The sequence below is a fragment of the Rhodophyticola sp. SM2404 genome (assembly GCF_053570515.1).
This window is the reverse complement of record NZ_JBSEDL010000006.1, coordinates 131,511-148,056: the sequence shown is the minus strand read 5'-3', so window position 1 is coordinate 148,056 and position 16,546 is coordinate 131,511. Positions and strand designations below refer to the sequence as shown.

The window sequence follows — 16,546 nt, the reverse complement described above, 5'->3', positions numbered from 1 at the left end:
TGAGACGTGGCTTTGCCTTGGGATCTGGACAGCGATTTATGGGTGTTTCTGTGGTCCCGGGCGGCGTTGCCACGTCGCAATTTTTAGAATTTTTGTCATCAGTGTTCGGTTTAGGACGCGGATCGCAGTCTTTATGTGGCGGTGCGCGACGGGCGTTGGGGTAACGTTCTTGCGATGATTTCGGCAAGCTATGGCTATGCCTTGATGCCTTCGCGTTTGGCTTCCCTGCGCCTCAACGTAAATTGAGAGCGGGAGCTATTATGGCTGAGAAAACAGGACGTGACCTAAGCGTTGGTGAAATGGCCGAACGGGCAGGGGTCGCGGTATCGACACTTCATTTCTACGAGGCCGAGGGGCTGATCAAATCCTGGCGTACGGGGGCAAACCACCGCCGCTATAACCGAGCGGAGCTGCGCCGCGTGGCCATCGCCAAGACCGCACAAAAGGTCGGTGTGCCATTGGCCGATGTCAAAGCCATGCTGGACCAAATTCCGCGTGACAAGGCGGTTTCAGCCGCCGATTGGCGGCAAGCAGGTGAGCAATGGTCGGATCTTTTGCTGGATCAAATCATCAATCTGCGGCGGCTGCGCAACCAGTTGCATGGATGTATCGGCTGCGGCTGTCTCTCAGTCGAGCAATGCGCCTTATTCAATGAAGATGACCAGCTCGCCAAGAACGGGGCTGGCCCGCGCCGTTGGGTCGGGGAAGAAGACGAATTGGCCCCGATGCGCCGTCCAGGCTAGCGGGCAGCAGATCGCTCAATCGCGGCCTCTATGCACTCGCTCAAAGCATCCCAATAGGGCTGGCCCCGATCATCACGGCCCTCCAAAAGCGCGTCGAGTTGATGCTTGTGGCCTTTGACATTGGTCACAATCGCGCGCAGGGGCGCGTCTTTCGCCTCGGCCTTATTGGCAATCAGGGTCGTGTTGTGCGGCGAGATCACTCCGTCATGAAAGCTATGCATCAAGGTCAAAGGCGGCCCGTCCTTGCTCAGCCGCCAAGGTTGCACCATTGCCCCGCATAGGCAAAACGCGCCATCCACAGGTTCCAAATCCGGCCAGTCACGCGGCGGATAGGCCAATGATGCGGCAATGATCCCGCCCGCTGATGCACCAAAGCTGAGCATCGGTACCCCCGACAGATCAAAAGGGTCCCGAAGATCACGCAGCGCGCGCAAGGCTTGCGAGAAATCCTCCAAGGCCGCGTAAAACAGCGGCCCGCAATAGGCGGGGTTGATACGCATGCCCACCCGTGCAGTGCGCAATTGCGCATGGGTCACGGTGGCCTGTTCCTTTGCGTCGAACCTTTCCATCGGCGCGCCGCCCTTGGCATAGGAAATCGAGGCAAAGCCGATCCGCTCGGAAACCAACCTTGCGGCACAGGCCTGCGGAAAGGGGCCCGTATGCTTGCCATGCGAAAACCCGCCCCCATGGGCATAGACCACCACGGCGCGCGGTGCGTTTTGCGGCAAATAGAGATCAAAATCCCGCAGCCCTTGCCCCCGCGCAGCGGTATATTTCCCCGAGAATGTCGGCTGCATGTTCCCCAGTCCCCTTTACCTGACCGCAATATCGACAAAAACCGCGCTTCTGGCCAGCCTCAAGCCGCCCGCTTGGTCTTGGAGTTGGCGGCCAAAGGCTTTACTTCCTCGGCCATGCGTTTTGATTTTCCCATCTACCTTCTGCGCCACGGCCAAACCGATTGGAACCGCGAAAGACGGTTGCAAGGCTGGCTGGACACGGAATTGAACGCCACAGGCCGTACGCAAGCGGCGGCACAGGCGCAGATCATGCTTGCGGTGCAGGCGGGCACAACGCCCCTCCTGCTCTATTCCAGCCCCCTCACACGCGCTGTTCAAACCGCAGACATTCTGGGCGCGAAACTCGGTGTCGCGCCATTCCTCGATGACAGGCTGCGCGAGGTCCATATGGGCGCATGGCAAGGCTTGACCCATGCCGAGATCGCCAGCCGCTGGCCCGAGGCCTACCACTCACATTCCACGGATTTTCATCTTTCCATAAATACGAAAGATGGCGAAACGCTGGAGGCCCTGTCCCACCGATTGGACAGCTTCCTTCAGGGGATTTATGGCCCATCTATCATCGTGACTCATGGAATCGCGCTGCAATATATGCGCGGGCAGCTCTTGGGGCTCGATCTCGCAGCCACGGCAAATCTCGGGCATGAACAGGCCGTGATTTACGCCATCCAAGCCGGCGCAGAAAATATCCTGCGCGCTTGATGACATTTTTCACTTTTGGGCTTGAAGAGCTCTGCCGTTCAAGGCTAATAGCGCGCCAGCGGGTGATTAGCTCAGTTGGTAGAGCGCTTCGTTTACACCGAAGATGTCGGGAGTTCGAGTCTCTCATCACCCACCATTCTTATTGAAAAGATGTCTTCCCCTTACATGCCGCTGATGCATGTCCCCGCAAGGCGTGTTGAACGTGATTTCAGACAGCGTCATGTGGGCGGTTTCGATGAGCCGCACAGCACAGTCCCCACCAAGCCGACGATCGATGGCTCAATAGGCTTCACGGCAATCTGGAAACGCGCCTGTCAGAACAGGGTAGATGCAAATCTGGTCGATGCGCTGCAGATACTGGTCCAAAAGGCAGTCAACATCTTTGCACTGATCCCGACGGCTTAGCCATTGACGCTGCGTAGACATCAAGTCTTCCATTGCCCCATCTCCGATATTGGCGCCACGCATGGCCCAGTAATTATTAGCCATCAATTCATCCAGATAGGACAGCTCGGGAACCGCGCAGATGGTCTGTTCAATGCGGGTTTCCGCTCTGCTGCAATCGAAAGAGGCCGCGCTCAGCGGGGGGGCGAGCATCACCATGGCTGCACAGAGAAGCAGGTGGAGAGGGGAAATGGCTTTGGTCATGGATTACTCCTGTTTCAACCGTCAAAGAAGCGACCCATTCAGGGCTAAGCAAGGTCTTTCAAGCGCGATTTATGCAAAAAACGCGCCATTTGTGACGGTTTTTTCGCACCGCCAGATCTGTTGAGGCCCGATAGAAAGGCATTGATCTTCTTTCTGAAGCGTCTCGACTTTAACCTGATGTGTCAAATACCTGCGGAACGCTTTAAGGCCGCGCGCTGCCCTGCGCGGCTTGATCTAGGTCTTGTTCGCGCCGCTCGAGAGTGTTGCGCATATCGGAAATTCGGCGATCCCATTCCCCGAGTTGGCGTTCTCATGCGTTGAGATCCGCCTCACGCTGGTTCAAACGGCGCTCCCACTCGGCCAGTTCCGCCTCGCGATGTTCGAGCTCGAAATCCCGACTTCCCTCGTCAAGACCGCCGCCTGCACGCATCGAAAAAATCTCGATTGAGGGGGCATCGCGCGGGCCGCAGGCCTCTAGTTCTACGACATACTGGCGGCCAATAAGGGCCTCTACGGGCATGTTGGCCATCGCGTTGCTGTTCATATAGGACCGAATGGCTTCCCCGTAATTGGACCGGGCATCGCGGGTCACCATGACGGGGTCGGTTTTATCATTCGGATCAAGCCTGTTTTGCTGGTTCACATAGAACCGGTCCTGTTGGAAGACAGTGTGGGCTTCGGTTAGGGGAGCGCCTGATGAATTGAGTGTATCTGCATAGGAGAATTCCTGCGCCACTTCTGTGCGAATACAGGATTGCGCAGCACCAATACTTGGTATTACGGCCAGACCAGAGGTCAGTGCTATGGCAATTGCAATTTGTTTCATCTCGGTCTCCTCCCTCAGATTGGAAATGTTAGGGCGGATCGCGCGAATGTCCAAACTGTTGGGCGACACGGCAGGTATTTTTTGCTTGCGCCCAGACCAATATATGCCCCCGCTTTTCCTGCCCGAAAGGCAGGTTTTTTGCCTTCTTTCGGGACGGTGGAATATTTTGCTATTATCCCCGCTTGACGGGGGCGGGTCTGCGTCATAGACACCCTCCACGCTAAGGCAGATGCTTGAGCGGATGGTGAGCGGTTGTAGCTCAGTTGGTTAGAGTACCGGCCTGTCACGCCGGGGGTCGCGGGTTCGAGTCCCGTCAACCGCGCCACCACCATTCGATCTGCTCGCCAAAGCATATGCGCGGTTGTAGCTCAGTTGGTTAGAGTACCGGCCTGTCACGCCGGGGGTCGCGGGTTCGAGTCCCGTCAACCGCGCCACTTTCCTTTTAAAGTGATATCGGCCCTTATGGGTGTGGGGCAGGGCAGAGCGCGCGTCCGCTTATGCTCCTTTGGAGCAAGCGCGGCCGCGCGCAGGCCTTTGGCCTTTTTTCGTATTTTTGGAAAGATGAAGGGGGGCGGGACGCCTTAGCCCTTATGGATCCAGCCACCGCCAAAGATGCGGCTTGTATCGGGCGCGTAGAAGACACAGGCCTGACCGGGGCTGACGCCTTCCTCGGCGGTGAATAGCTCGACCTCTGCCTCGGTCTCGGAGATGGGGCGGATCGTGGCGGTTCGTGGCGGGCGGGTTGAACGGATTTTGACCTCCAGCTCCCATGCGTCTTGCGAGGTGAAGGGGGTGTCTCCCAGCCAGTTGATCTCGCGCACGGGGACCACGCGGGTGGAGAGTGCCTCTTTCGGGCCGACGATAACGCGGCGGGTGTCGGGATCGAGTTTGACGACATAAAGCGGATCTTCCAGACCGCCGATGCCCAGACCACGGCGTTGACCGATTGTATAATGGATCACGCCGCGATGCTCGCCCAAAGGGGTGCCATCCATATCCACGATCTCGCCCGGATCGGCCGCGCCGGGGCGCAGTTTCTCGATCACGGCGGCGTAGTTTCCATTGGGGACGAAGCAGATATCCTGACTGTCGGGTTTATCGGCAACGGGCAGGCCGTATTTTGCCGCGAGGCTGCGCGTCTCGGCCTTTGATGCCAGATGACCCAAGGGGAAGCGCAGAAAATCCAGTTGCTCCTGTTTGGTGGAGAAGAGGAAATAGGATTGGTCGCGCGCGGCATCGGCGGCGCAATGCAGCTCGGCACCTTGCGCGCCCATCTTGCGCTGGATGTAATGGCCCGTTGCCATGCAATCGGCATCAAGGTCTTTTGCGGTGGCCAGCAGATCCTTGAATTTTACGCGCTCATTGCAGCGGATGCAGGGCACAGGGGTTGCGCCTGCCAGATAACTATCGGCGAATTCGTCGATCACGGCGTCTTTGAAGATATTCTCATAATCCAGCACATAATGCGGAAAGCCCATTTCCTCGGCCACGCGGCGGGCATCATGAATATCGCGGCCTGCGCAACAGGCCCCCTTTTTGGCGAGTGCCGCGCCATGATCATAGAGCTGCAGCGTGACGCCCACCACATCATAGCCCTCATCGGCCAATTGCGCGGCCACCACCGAGCTGTCCACGCCGCCCGACATGGCAACAACCACGCGCGTTTGCGACGGGGGCTTGGCGAAACCAAGGGAGTTGAGGGCAGCGCTGTCGCGATCAAGGGGCATGACGATCTCCGGGGGGTGTTATCGCGGAATATAGGAAAATGCGATGTAATCACAAGGGCGCTGCTTACGCGTCATTAAGCAGTTGCTGTCATGCACTGTAGCGATTGAGGTGACAAGGTGAGAGACGGGTCATGTATATCCGCCGGATCAAAGGGCCAATTGCGGTGACGCTTCCTGACGGGACGCGGTTTTCAAGGTCGCAATTGCCGCCTGAAAATACGCGACGTTGGGTGGCAAGCCGCAAGGCGGCCGTGGTCAAGGCTGTGCGCTTTGGCCTGATTACCGAGGAGGAGGCGCGCGAGACATGGGCGTTATCCGAGGAAGAACTGGGCTCATGGTTGGGCCGCGTGGAGCGCCATGGCGAGGCGGCTTTGAAGGCAACAGCGGTGCAAAGGTTCCGCGATTAAACCAGTGGTTGAGTGATCTTCGGGATTTTCTCCTTGCGTTACGGACCAAACCCCAAAACAATTTGTCAAAGGTAACCAGTGGTTAACGAATTAAGATCAGTTTGGTTTTATTGAAACCTGCGAATCAGAGAGGTCAATATGCGAGTGCTATTGGTTGAAGATGATCCTACCACTGCAAAAAGCATTGAAATGATGCTGCGCCACGCGAATTTGAACGTCTATTCCACCGATCTGGGGGAGGAAGGCGTCGATCTGGCGAAGCTGTATGATTACGACCTTATGCTTTTGGATTTGAATTTGCCCGATATGACCGGGCTTGAGGTGCTGCGCCAATTGCGTTTAGCGCGTGTGGATACGCCGATCCTTATTCTAACTGGCGCGGATGACACCGACAGTAAGTTGAAGGGCTTTGGCTTTGGCGCGGATGATTATCTGACCAAACCGTTCCACCGCGAAGAACTTGTTGCGCGTATCCATGCGATTATCCGCCGCTCGAAAGGCCATGCTCAATCCGTTATCAAAACGGGCGAGATCTCGGTCAATCTTGATGCCAAAACCGTTGAGGTGAACGGGCGCGCGGTGCATCTGACGGGAAAAGAGTATCAAATGCTCGAGCTTCTGTCCTTGCGCAAGGGGACGACCCTGACCAAGGAGATGTTCCTGAACCATCTTTATGGCGGCATGGACGAGCCTGAGTTGAAGATCATCGATGTGTTCATATGCAAATTGCGCAAGAAGCTGTCGGAAGCGACAGGTGGTGGAAACCATATCGAGACGGTTTGGGGGCGGGGCTATGTGTTGCGCGATCCCGAACCTGCCTTTTCCGAGACGGATTTTGCCGCAACGGCTTAACCTTGGCTGAATTATTGTAGCGGATGGGTGGCTTTGGCTGAGGCTTGGCCGTTTGAACTCTGGGTTGATATTTGGCCCCGATCTTTTCGCCTGCGCAATTGACGGTGGCGACTCTCTAGACCTCTCTCACGGTGACCCATATCAATGGGGCAGAACATCCGTGGGAATTTGAAATGTCAGATGCAGGCTTGGCAGAAAAGGTAGCGGCCTTTGATGAGGATGCCGCAAAACAACGGCTGGCGCAGCTTGCTGTTTTGCTCGCAAATGCGAATGCGGAATATCATAGGGATGATGCCCCCAGCCTGAGTGACGCGGAATATGACGCCTTAAAGCGTGAGAACGCCTTGATCGAGGATCGTTTTCCCGACCTCAAACGTGATGACAGCCCAAGCGAACAGGTGGGGGCAAGCCCCTCGGATGGGTTTGCCAAAATCACCCATGTTGAGAGGATGCTATCGCTCTCCAATGCGTTTTCTGCGGAAGATGTTGGGGATTTCGTCGATTATATACGCCGCTATCTGGGGATTGATGCAAAGACGGCTTTGGGCTTCACGGCTGAGCCCAAAATCGATGGGTTATCCCTTTCCTTGCGCTATGAGGGCGGGGCGTTGGTTAGTGCCGCCACCCGTGGGGATGGCAGCATCGGCGAAAACGTCACCGCCAATGCCCGAACGATTGCAGATATCCCGCAAAGTATTTCGGGCGCGCCAGATATTCTTGAGGTCCGCGGCGAGGTTTATATGAGCCATGCCGATTTTGCGGAATTGAATAGCCGGCAAGAGGCGCGTGGCGGCAAGGTATTCGCCAATCCACGTAATGCTGCGGCGGGATCGCTGCGGCAATTGGATTGCGAGATCACGCGCGCGCGCCCTTTGAAATTCTTTGCCTATGCTTGGGGGGAACTATCCCAACCCTTGGCCGAGACACAGATGGGGGCGATTGAACAGCTCTCGGATTTCGGGTTTCAGACCAATCCTCTGACCGCGCGCTGCAATTCGACGGATGCGCTCTTGGCCCATTACGCAATGATCGAGCAGGGGCGCGCGACCTTGGGGTATGACATTGATGGTGTGGTCTACAAACTTGATGATTTGGCGCTTCAACGGCGTCTCGGGATGCGCTCGACCACGCCGAGATGGGCGATTGCGCATAAATTCCCAGCCGAATTGGCCTGGACACGGCTGGAAGCGATCGACATTCAGGTTGGGCGCACGGGCGCGCTTTCGCCTGTGGCGCGTCTGGCCCCCGTCACCGTGGGGGGCGTGGTTGTGTCGAACGCCACCTTGCATAATGAAGATTATATCGCAGGGCGCGCCAATACGGGTGAGGAGATCCGAGGGGGCAAGGATATCCGTGTGGGCGACTGGGTGCAGGTTTACCGCGCGGGCGATGTGATCCCCAAAATTGCTGATCTTGATCTGTCCAAACGTCCGAGCGATGCGGAGCGTTTCAGCTTTCCAACCCTTTGCCCTGAATGCGGATCGGAGGCATTGCGCGAGCAAGGTGATGCGGTGCGCCGTTGCACGGGCGGGCTAATTTGCCCTGCGCAGGCGGTGGAAAAGCTCAAGCATTTTGTCTCGCGCGCGGCTTTTGACATCGAAGGCTTGGGCGCAAAACAGGTTGAGCAATTCTACCGTGATGGCTGGATCAAGGAACCAGCCGATATTTTCACCCTTCGCACACGGTTTGGCAGCGGCCTTCAGCAATTGAAAAACCGTGAAGGCTGGGGCGATAAAAGCGCCGAGAATCTATTTCAAGCAATTGATGATAAACGGAAAATAGCATTGGGGCGGATGATTTTCGCGCTCGGTATCCGCCATGTGGGCGAGGTGGCCTCAAATGATCTGGCGCGCCATTTCATGAGTTGGGAGAGTTTGGCCGAGACTGTTGATCAAGCAAGTGCCGAGCCTGTCGCGCGGGCGGTTGATCCGAAATTGCGCAAAGCGGCCCTTGCGGAAAGCCCCGCTTGGTCTGAAATCACAGGCATTGACGGGATCGGGGATACCGTGGCCCAAGCCCTGACCACGACCTTGTCGCAAGAGGCCGAGCGCGGATCGATCAACCGATTGGTGGCCCATCTGGACATCCAAGCGCCTGAGATGCGCTCTACCACTAGCCCTGTCGCGGGAAAAACCGTTGTTTTCACAGGCACGCTTGAGAAAATGACCCGCGCCGAGGCCAAGGCCCGCGCGGAAGGGTTAGGGGCGAAAGTGGCGGGAAGCGTTTCGGCGAAAACCGATATCTTGGTTGCGGGGCCTGGCGCGGGGTCCAAGGCTAAGAAGGCCGCTGATTTGGGGATCGAGACCATGGATGAGGACGCATGGCTTGCGTTGATCGGAGATGCCTGAGCGCGGTCGGCCCGAAATACTCTTCCCGCTTTTCGCAGGGCTGGAAACGCTGGATGGCGTCGGGCCGAAGACGGCGAAAAACTATGCGGGCCTGCATGTCGAGACACCCAAAGACCTTTTATTAACCTTACCCGCGGGCGGCACGGACCGCGCGCGCAAAGCCTCGATCCGTGATGTGCTTCTGCCTGGTGTTGCCACAGTTGAGGTCACGGTCGGGCGGCATCGCAAGCCCTCAGGGCGGGGACCTTACCGCATCGAGGTGGAGGATGCGCAGACCTCTTTTCAATTGGTGTTTTTCCATGCGCGCGGCGATTACCTTGAGAAAATCCTGCCAACGGGCAGTCGCAGGGTTGTGTCGGGGCGGGTGGAATTATTCGATGCGGTGGCCCAGATGGCCCATCCCGATCATGTCCTGCCCCCCGAGGATGCGGGTGATATTCCTGCGTTCGAGCCGATCTATCCGCTGACAGCGGGTGTAACGCAAAAGGGGATGGCCAAGGCCATGGCCTCGGCGCTGGATTTGGCCCCGCCTTTGCCCGAATGGATCGACCCCGAGTTGAAGCGCCGCAAGGAATGGCCCGATTGGCAGGCGGCGCTGGCTGAGGCGCATCACCCCGAAGGCCCGCAAGATCTGTCGCGCAGTTCCAAATCGCGCGAACGGATCGCCTATGATGAATTACTGGCTCATCAATTGACGCTGGCTTTGGCGCGCGCCTCGGTCAAACGCAAAAAGGGGCTGGTGAGTGAAGGCGATGGCCATTTGCGCCGCAAGGTTCTGGCGGCTTTGCCCTATGCGCCCACAGGTGCGCAAACCCGCGTGATTGAAGAAATCGCGACGGATATGGCCACGCCCCTGCGCATGAACCGCCTGTTGCAGGGCGATGTGGGCGCGGGCAAAACCCTTGTAGCCTTGATGGCGCTGCTGATTGCGGTGGAGGCGGGCGGGCAGGGCGTGATGATGGCACCGACCTCTATCCTTGCAGGTCAACATTACCAAAACCTTAAACCGCTGGCCGAAGAGGCGGGCGTGGTCATAGAGGTGCTGACAGGGGCCGATAAGGGGCGCGAGCGGGAAGCGAAGCTCGATGCGCTCAAACGCGGTGATATCCATATTCTGGTGGGCACCCATGCGGTGTTTCAGGATGATGTGGAATTCGCTGAGTTGCGTCTGGCGATTGTGGATGAGCAGCACCGTTTCGGGGTGCGCCAGCGCATTTTGCTTGGCCAGAAAGGGGCGGCGGCTGATGTCTTGGTGATGACAGCGACACCGATCCCTCGCACGCTCAGCCTTGCGCAATATGGCGATATGGATGTGAGCGTGTTGGATGAAAAACCACCCGGACGCACGCCTGTGAAAACCGCGCTGATCTCGACGGCCAAGATGGATGAGGTTGTCCAGCATCTGCGCGAAGCGGTGGAGGAGGGGCGGCAGGCCTATTGGGTCTGCCCCTTGGTCGAGGAATCCGAGGTTTATGAAGCCACCGCCGCCGAGGAGCGTTTTAAATTGTTGCGCGCGGCTTTGGGTGACGGGGTTGTGGGGCTTGTCCATGGGCAATTGGGCGTGGCCGAGAAACAGGCCGCGATGGAGGATTTTGCGCAAGGGCGCACGCGTGTTTTGGTTGCCACAACGGTGATCGAAGTGGGGGTGGATGTGCCCAATGCCTCGATCATGGTGATCGAACAGGCCGAACTGTTTGGCTTGGCGCAATTGCACCAATTGCGCGGGCGTGTGGGGCGGGGCGCTGCGGAATCGACCTGCCTGTTGATGTATCGCAGCCCCTTGGGTGAGACTGCCAAACGCCGTTTGATGGTCATGCGCGAGACTGAAGACGGGTTCCGCATTTCCGAGGAAGACCTCGCCATTCGGGGCGCGGGTGATCTGATCGGCACGGCGCAATCGGGCCTACCACGGTTCAAGGTGGCCGATCTGGAAAGCCAGACGGCCCTGATGGCTTTGGCCCAAACCGATGCACGCGCTTTGATGGCTTTGGACCCAGAGCTGACCTCACCACGGGGGCAGGCGGCGCGGGTCTTGCTGTGGTTGATGGAGCAGGACAAAGCCATCCGGCTGATTTCAGTTGGCTAGCGGCCGATCCTTGCGGCGTTGATTTGCTGATGTTTCCGTCCCTCCAAGACCAAATTGTTCCATTTTGTTCGCTTTTGTTCTCATAAAGTTCTTTACATTGCGTTTCCAGTATGAGAACAAAGGGTCAACACCGAAGAAGGAGTTGCCCGATGTTTAATGAGATCAAAACCATCCTGACCCGCTCGCATGACACCATCCTGTCGGATGTGGCAGGCGTGCTGTCCTTGGCCGTTTTGACCATGGGCATGCTCTATCTTCCTGGAATGCTCTAACTGTTTACTGCCTGCGGTCCCTGTCCGGATCCGTGTTATGCCGCCATGCTCTGTCCCACGGGGGAGGTTTTCCCCATTTGCTAGGCGGCATATCCCAAATTGCCTCATGGCTCCGGACCTATCTGACACGCATACTCCGCCGCCATCCTGCCCCGGATGCGCGGCGGTTTTTTTTGTTGCTATATATGGAGTTGCGAGACGCGCTTCAGGCGCAGGAGCTGGCCTGCTCAGCCTCGGCCATGGCCTGTGCTGTGGCCTCTAGCGCCAACATGATAGAGGCATGGCGGTTGCGATATTCGCGCGCGGGCTCCAGCACCTCATAGCCCTCAAACGGGGCCTCGGGCAGTGGGCCTGCCTCTTTCAGCATGGCGCGCAATTGGTCGCGCGCGGTTTCCACCTCGGCACGGCTGCGGCCAATGATGTTTTGCGCCATCACCGCCGCTGAGGCCTGACCAAGCGCGCAGGCCTTCACATCCTGACCGAAGCGGCTGATTTTTCCATTTTCCAGATCAAGATCGACAATCACCGTCGAGCCGCAAATCGGCGCGCGTTTCTTGACACTGGCCTGAGGGGACTCCAGTCGATCTGCAAGCGGCATATCGGCGGCCAGCGCCAAAATGCGCTGTGAATAGAGCTTGATCAGGTCTGCATCTGCCGTCATGTCTTTGCCTTTTCGTCCGACCCGCTATAGGTAGCGCGTGCTGTGCATTTTGCAAAGAGGTGGGCCATGCGCTTTGATCCGACAAACCTGACATTTGATGCCAATGGGTTGCTTCCCGTGATCGCGCAGGAGGCGGAGACGGGCGAGGTTTTGATGCTGGCATGGATGAATGCGCAGGCCATTGCCAAAACACTTGAAACGGGGCGGGTGACCTATTGGAGCCGTTCACGCGCGTGTTTCTGGGTGAAGGGCGAAAGTTCGGGCCATGTGCAGGAATTGGTCGAGATGCGCCTTGATTGCGACCGCGATTGCCTTTTGGTGCAGGTGCGCCAGACAGGGCCTGCCTGCCATACCAATCGCCGCGTGTGTTTCTACACAGCCGTGCGGGATGGTGAGGAAGTCGAATTGATGGCGCCTGAGGGTTAACGCGCCTCCGGCGGAAGTATTTTTGAAGCAAAGATTAAGCGATTAGAGCCCGACCATCTTGCGGATGGCGTCTGGGGTGGTGCCTGCATCGCGATAGGTCGAGATGGCACGCGCGTCATCGCGTTTGGCCAGCCTTTTGCCTTTGTCGTCGCGGACCAGATCGTGATGGTGGTAGATGGGAGTTTTGAGGCCAAGCAGGGCTTGCAGAAAGACCTGTAGATATGTCGCCTCAAACAGATCAGCGCCGCGGATCACATGGGTTATATCTTGCGCCGCATCATCTATCACCACGCTGAGATGATAGGAGGCGGCCATATGCGGGCGGGCCAGTACCGGATCCCCGATATGGGTGAGCAAGATATCTTGGGTCAGGTCATGCTGGCCGTGATGTTTGGGGCCTGTTTCCGTAAAGCTTGGAAGGGGTGCGGTGAGCGCGCGGCGCAGATCAAGGCGGATGGCATCGCCTTGCGCCCAATCTGACATGGGGCGGTTGCGGCAGGTGCCAGGATAGATGCGGCCATCAGGGCCATGTGTGGGCGCGCCTTCTTGGGGGGCGGAGGCGGCGGCCTCGATGTCGCGGCGGTTGCAGCGGCAGGGATAGGTGAGGCCATCTGCGCTGAGGCGAGCGATGGCCGCGCGGTATTCGGGCAGATGCTCGGATTGGCGGCGCGGCGCTGCGCCGTCCCATGTCAGCCCCAGCCAAGCGAGGTCTTGGGCGATCAGCGCCTCCCATTCGGGGCGGGCGCGGCTTGTGTCGATATCATCGATGCGCAGCAGGAATTGGCCATTTGCAGCGCGGGCCATGTCATGGGCTGTTATCGCGGAATAGGCATGGCCCAGATGCAAAGGACCCGTGGGAGAGGGGGCAAACCGTGTTCGAAAGCGCATCAGCCGCAGCTAGCCCCCCATTGTTTCAGGCTGCATCCCTTTTGGCATGGCTGAGCCAGTCAAGCCAAGCCGCCTTGGCGCGGTCGGTATGGGCTTTGTAGCGGTCCTTGCGCCCCCTCCGTCCGCCTTTCATTCCCTCCAGAGGGGGGAAGAGGCCGAAATTCACATTCATCGGCTGGAAGGTTTTCGCCTCGGCCCCGCCTGTAATATGGGTGACCAATGCGCCCATTGCGGTGGTGTCGGGCACGGGGGGCAAATTGCTGCCTGTGATCTCGGCCGTGGCCAGACGACCTGCCAAGAGGCCCATGGCCGCAGATTCCACATAGCCCTCCACGCCCGTGATCTGGCCTGCAAAGCGCAGATGCGGTTTGGAGCGCAGGCGCATCTGTTCATCCAGCAGCGTGGGCGAGTTGATAAAGGTGTTGCGGTGAATGCCGCCAAGCCGTGCGAAGCTGGCATTTTCCAACCCCGGGATCATGCGCAGCACCTCTTTTTGCGCGGCGTATTTCATCTTGGTCTGGAAGCCCACGATATTGAACAAGGTGCCAAGCTTGTTGTCGCGGCGCAGCTGTACCACGGCCCAAGCCTTCACATCGGGTTGATGCGGATTGGTCAGTCCAACGGGTTTCATCGGCCCATGGCGCAATGTTTCGCGTCCGCGCTCGGCCATTACCTCAATCGGCAGGCAGCCATCGAAATAGCCTGCGGTTTCGCCCGGTTTGAACTCGGTCTTCTCGGCGCTCAGTAGGGCGTCGATAAAGGCCTCGTATTGGTCTTTATCCATCGGGCAATTGAGATAGGCCGTGCGCTCTTCCTCGGTCTCGCCCTTGTCATAGCGCGATTGCATCCATGCGCGCGACATATCGATTGTATCTGCATAGATGATCGGGGCGATGGCGTCGAAAAAGGCGAGGCTTTCCTGACCTGCCTCATCCGCGATGGCTTGGGCCAGATTGCCCGAGGTCAGCGGGCCTGTGGCCACGATCCAATGGCCGTGCTCGGGCAAGGCGGGGATTTCCTCGCCTGAAATGGTGATATTGGGATGGGCCTGAATGCGGGCTGTGACGCCTTGGGCAAACAATTCGCGATCCACGGCCAAGGCCCCGCCTGCGGGCAAGCGATGCTGATCGGCCATTTCCATGATCAAACCGCCTGCCTGACGCATTTCCCAATGCAGCAGACCAACCGCGTTCTGCTCGTCATCATCCGAGCGGAAGGAATTGGAGCAGACCATTTCGGCCAGATCGCCGCTTTGATGCGCGAAGGTGCCGATCTTGGGGCGCATCTCGTGGATGACGACCTTGATACCTGCATTTGCGGCCTGCCAAGCGGCCTCTGATCCGGCCATTCCGCCGCCGATGATATGGAGTTCCTGTGTCATGAGGGGGGATGTAGGACAAAGGGGCGCTTAGGGAAAGGGTGCAAAACGGGCGGGCATCCTATAGGCCGCGCCGCACCACTTGCGCGATCGGGTCGGAAATCTGGAAGGGGCGCATTTCGGCTTGGCTGGGGCGGGGGCCGAATTGGATGAACAGGCCAAGGCGCAAACGGGTTTCGGCGGGCGCACCATTGGGACCATCAAGGCGGTCATGGATCACGCTGGCCTCGAGCCCCAACGGCGTGCGCGGCACATGATAGGTCAGCCCTGCGCTGAGTTCCGAGGCTGTAGCGCGGAACTGCCATTCATCAAATTCCGCAACCGAGAGGGCGGCGCTGGCGATCAGGTTATCGCTGAGCGTGGCGCTCAGATCGATCCCTCCCATCAAAGTGTCAGGCTCGATCAGGCGACCGCCCGCGCGTGGCCCCGTGACACGCCGCCCGATTGCCCCATGGGCCCCAAGGCTCAGCCTGTCGGAGAGGGCCCAAATCCCTGCCGCCCCGACATAGCCCCAACTGGCCGCTTCCCCGTCGAGATCGGAGAGGCTGCCAAACAGCCCGTAGCGCAGGCCATTGGCGGGGCGCATATAGGCGACACCTGTCAGGGTGCCTGTTGTGCCAAGGGGGGTCTCTTCAAGGGCGGCGCTTGCCTCGATCCCGTGATGGGCGGAGATGGTGAAATCCATCAAGATGCGGCCGCTTTGCCTTGCCGCGCCATGCTCAGGCTCGGTTTGGCCGAGTTCCACAAAGCCCGCGGCAAGCCCCAAGGATTTCGACAAAGCCATCGGGCTGGTGGCAAGAAGAACGCAAAAAGCGAGGGAGAAAGCGCGGATCATGGTGACACCTACTGTTGAACTGGGATCTGTTCCGCGTGGTCTCCCATAGGCTTATGGTTAATTGAATATTAAACTTTACAAAGGGTTAACGGGCGAGGGGGTAAGAAAAAAGCTCCGGTGGCGGAGGGCCAACCGGAGCGTGGAGCGCAAATCTCCAAGGTGCAGACACATATTAATGGAAGGGGTATACCTAGGCGTAGACGCCGTCTTCCGCGAAGATGTTCTCATTTAAACCGTCATCATCATCCATAACCCAAGTCTTATTGAGGCGGCGCGGGGCGTTGGCGTCTTTTACACCGCGGCATGGCGTGGCGACCGAGGTTGTGGCGGTGGTCGGTTTCGGTGTTATGCGGCGGGGCGCGACCTTTTGGCGGAGCGCGCGGCGTTTATGCCGATCACGCGGGGCATTTTCGGAATAGGTCAGCACCAATGCGGCCACCAAAACCAAATCCCGCCAGAGGGCGCCCAAATTTTCCGAAACACCGAGAGCATTCAGCGTTGCAAAGCTGCCTGCCAAGGTGATGAGCCCCAGAAGAAGGGCAGCAGGTCGAATATGTAGCCCTAGCATCACCAAAGATGCCAAGCCGAACATAATGAGAGAAGACATCAAACTGGCCAGCTGCTCGGAGATGAGCATGGCTGCCAAGGGTGACAGGGTGGCACCTGAAATCATACCCAAAGAGAGGGCGATAAAATAAGATGCGATGATCACGCGCAGAAGGTTCTGCGCGGTTGCGCCAAGTGTGAAGACATCGGGTGTTGAGCGTTGCAAAATATGCACTCCATAGACCGCAGCATTGGTGCCTAACCAATGCCGCAAGAACGCCCCCGTTCTTGTCCCAGTGCGAACACTATCGCGTCACAATATGGCAATCATGTGGGTAAATTTTGAAAAATATCGTTCAATAATAAGGCTATATGCGGACAAGTTAATGTCTTAAATGGGGCAT

General features: G+C 58.1%; 17 protein-coding genes and 3 tRNA genes. 11 read left to right on the top strand and 9 right to left on the bottom strand.

Annotation, left to right across the window (positions count from 1 at the left end; all coding sequences use genetic code 11):
* The first annotated feature begins 260 nt into the window (after positions 1–260).
* The gene (soxR, locus tag ACTYEO_RS10990) at positions 261–743 is read left to right on the top strand and encodes a redox-sensitive transcriptional activator SoxR (protein ID WP_449323786.1); all 483 of its coding nucleotides are present in this window, start codon (positions 261–263) and stop codon (positions 741–743) included.
* On the opposite strand, the gene ACTYEO_RS10985 is transcribed toward soxR, so the two are convergent.
* The gene (locus tag ACTYEO_RS10985) at positions 740–1,540 is read right to left on the bottom strand and encodes an alpha/beta hydrolase (protein WP_449323785.1); all 801 of its coding nucleotides are present in this window, start codon (positions 1,538–1,540) and stop codon (positions 740–742) included. The two genes, soxR and ACTYEO_RS10985, sit on opposite strands and share 4 nt — an antisense overlap.
* 114 nt (positions 1,541–1,654) lie before the next feature.
* Between ACTYEO_RS10985 and ACTYEO_RS10980 the strand changes: the two genes are divergently transcribed.
* A complete protein-coding gene (locus ACTYEO_RS10980) occupies positions 1,655–2,242 on the top strand; it encodes a histidine phosphatase family protein (RefSeq protein WP_449323784.1) in 588 nt (195 codons plus the stop codon).
* 60 nt (positions 2,243–2,302) lie between these two features.
* A tRNA-Val gene (locus ACTYEO_RS10975) sits at positions 2,303–2,378 on the top strand.
* A 143-nt stretch (positions 2,379–2,521) separates the two neighbouring features.
* Here the strand turns inward: ACTYEO_RS10975 and ACTYEO_RS10970 are convergent.
* Together ACTYEO_RS10970 and ACTYEO_RS10965 are read right to left on the bottom strand one after the other, a co-directional pair.
* Positions 2,522–2,890, bottom strand: a complete 369-nt coding sequence (locus ACTYEO_RS10970) for a lysozyme inhibitor LprI family protein (RefSeq protein WP_449323783.1) — start codon at positions 2,888–2,890, stop codon at positions 2,522–2,524.
* 310 nt (positions 2,891–3,200) lie between these two features.
* Complete coding sequence (locus tag ACTYEO_RS10965; protein WP_449323782.1) at positions 3,201–3,716, bottom strand: hypothetical protein; 516 nt, start codon at positions 3,714–3,716, stop codon at positions 3,201–3,203.
* Between the two features lie 248 nt (positions 3,717–3,964).
* Here ACTYEO_RS10965 and ACTYEO_RS10960 point away from each other — a divergent pair.
* Positions 3,965–4,041 (top strand) — tRNA-Asp (locus tag ACTYEO_RS10960).
* Positions 4,042–4,073: 32 nt separating this feature from the next.
* A tRNA-Asp gene (locus ACTYEO_RS10955) sits at positions 4,074–4,150 on the top strand.
* A gap of 147 nt (positions 4,151–4,297) precedes the next feature.
* On the opposite strand, the gene mnmA is transcribed toward ACTYEO_RS10955, so the two are convergent.
* Complete coding sequence (gene mnmA / locus ACTYEO_RS10950; protein ID WP_449323781.1) at positions 4,298–5,443, bottom strand: tRNA 2-thiouridine(34) synthase MnmA; 1,146 nt, start codon at positions 5,441–5,443, stop codon at positions 4,298–4,300.
* 131 nt (positions 5,444–5,574) lie between these two features.
* Between mnmA and sciP the strand changes: the two genes are divergently transcribed.
* The 5 genes from sciP to ACTYEO_RS10925 all read left to right on the top strand — a co-directional run bounded on the left by sciP (position 5,575) and on the right by ACTYEO_RS10925 (position 11,408).
* The gene (sciP, locus tag ACTYEO_RS10945; RefSeq protein ID WP_449323780.1) at positions 5,575–5,850 is read left to right on the top strand and encodes a CtrA inhibitor SciP; all 276 of its coding nucleotides are present in this window, start codon (positions 5,575–5,577) and stop codon (positions 5,848–5,850) included.
* A 138-nt stretch (positions 5,851–5,988) separates the two neighbouring features.
* Entirely contained in the window at positions 5,989–6,702 is a 714-nt protein-coding gene (gene ctrA, locus ACTYEO_RS10940) for a response regulator transcription factor CtrA (protein ID WP_449323779.1), read from the top strand.
* Between the two features lie 173 nt (positions 6,703–6,875).
* Positions 6,876–9,050: an NAD-dependent DNA ligase LigA gene (ligA, locus tag ACTYEO_RS10935; protein ID WP_449323835.1), complete on the top strand. Its 2,175-nt coding sequence runs from the start codon at positions 6,876–6,878 to the stop codon at positions 9,048–9,050.
* Entirely contained in the window at positions 9,043–11,136 is a 2,094-nt protein-coding gene (gene recG / locus ACTYEO_RS10930; protein ID WP_449323778.1) for an ATP-dependent DNA helicase RecG, read from the top strand. The genes ligA and recG overlap by 8 nt, the downstream gene beginning before the upstream one ends.
* A 149-nt stretch (positions 11,137–11,285) precedes the next feature.
* Positions 11,286–11,408: a hypothetical protein gene (locus ACTYEO_RS10925; protein WP_449323777.1), complete on the top strand. Its 123-nt coding sequence runs from the start codon at positions 11,286–11,288 to the stop codon at positions 11,406–11,408.
* Between the two features lie 205 nt (positions 11,409–11,613).
* Here ACTYEO_RS10925 and ACTYEO_RS10920 read toward each other — a convergent pair whose 3' ends face one another.
* Complete coding sequence (locus tag ACTYEO_RS10920; protein ID WP_449323776.1) at positions 11,614–12,069, bottom strand: iron-sulfur cluster assembly scaffold protein; 456 nt, start codon at positions 12,067–12,069, stop codon at positions 11,614–11,616.
* A gap of 66 nt (positions 12,070–12,135) precedes the next feature.
* On the opposite strand from ACTYEO_RS10920, the gene hisI reads away from it, so the two are divergent.
* Entirely contained in the window at positions 12,136–12,495 is a 360-nt protein-coding gene (gene hisI / locus ACTYEO_RS10915) for a phosphoribosyl-AMP cyclohydrolase (RefSeq protein ID WP_449323775.1), read from the top strand.
* 42 nt (positions 12,496–12,537) lie between these two features.
* On the opposite strand, the gene gluQRS is transcribed toward hisI, so the two are convergent.
* The 4 genes from gluQRS to ACTYEO_RS10895 form a co-directional block, all read right to left on the bottom strand.
* Positions 12,538–13,383 carry a tRNA glutamyl-Q(34) synthetase GluQRS gene (gluQRS, locus tag ACTYEO_RS10910; protein WP_449323774.1) on the bottom strand — a complete coding sequence of 282 codons (846 nt, stop codon included), beginning with the start codon at positions 13,381–13,383 and terminating at the stop codon, positions 12,538–12,540.
* A gap of 25 nt (positions 13,384–13,408) precedes the next feature.
* Entirely contained in the window at positions 13,409–14,764 is a 1,356-nt protein-coding gene (gene trmFO / locus ACTYEO_RS10905; protein ID WP_449323773.1) for a methylenetetrahydrofolate--tRNA-(uracil(54)-C(5))-methyltransferase (FADH(2)-oxidizing) TrmFO, read from the bottom strand.
* A gap of 58 nt (positions 14,765–14,822) precedes the next feature.
* Positions 14,823–15,596 carry a hypothetical protein gene (locus ACTYEO_RS10900; RefSeq protein ID WP_449323772.1) on the bottom strand — a complete coding sequence of 258 codons (774 nt, stop codon included), beginning with the start codon at positions 15,594–15,596 and terminating at the stop codon, positions 14,823–14,825.
* A gap of 190 nt (positions 15,597–15,786) precedes the next feature.
* Positions 15,787–16,416 (bottom strand): hypothetical protein, encoded by a 630-nt coding sequence (locus ACTYEO_RS10895; protein WP_449323771.1) that lies wholly within the window; start codon positions 16,414–16,416, stop codon positions 15,787–15,789.
* Between the last annotated feature and the right edge of the window lie 130 nt (positions 16,417–16,546).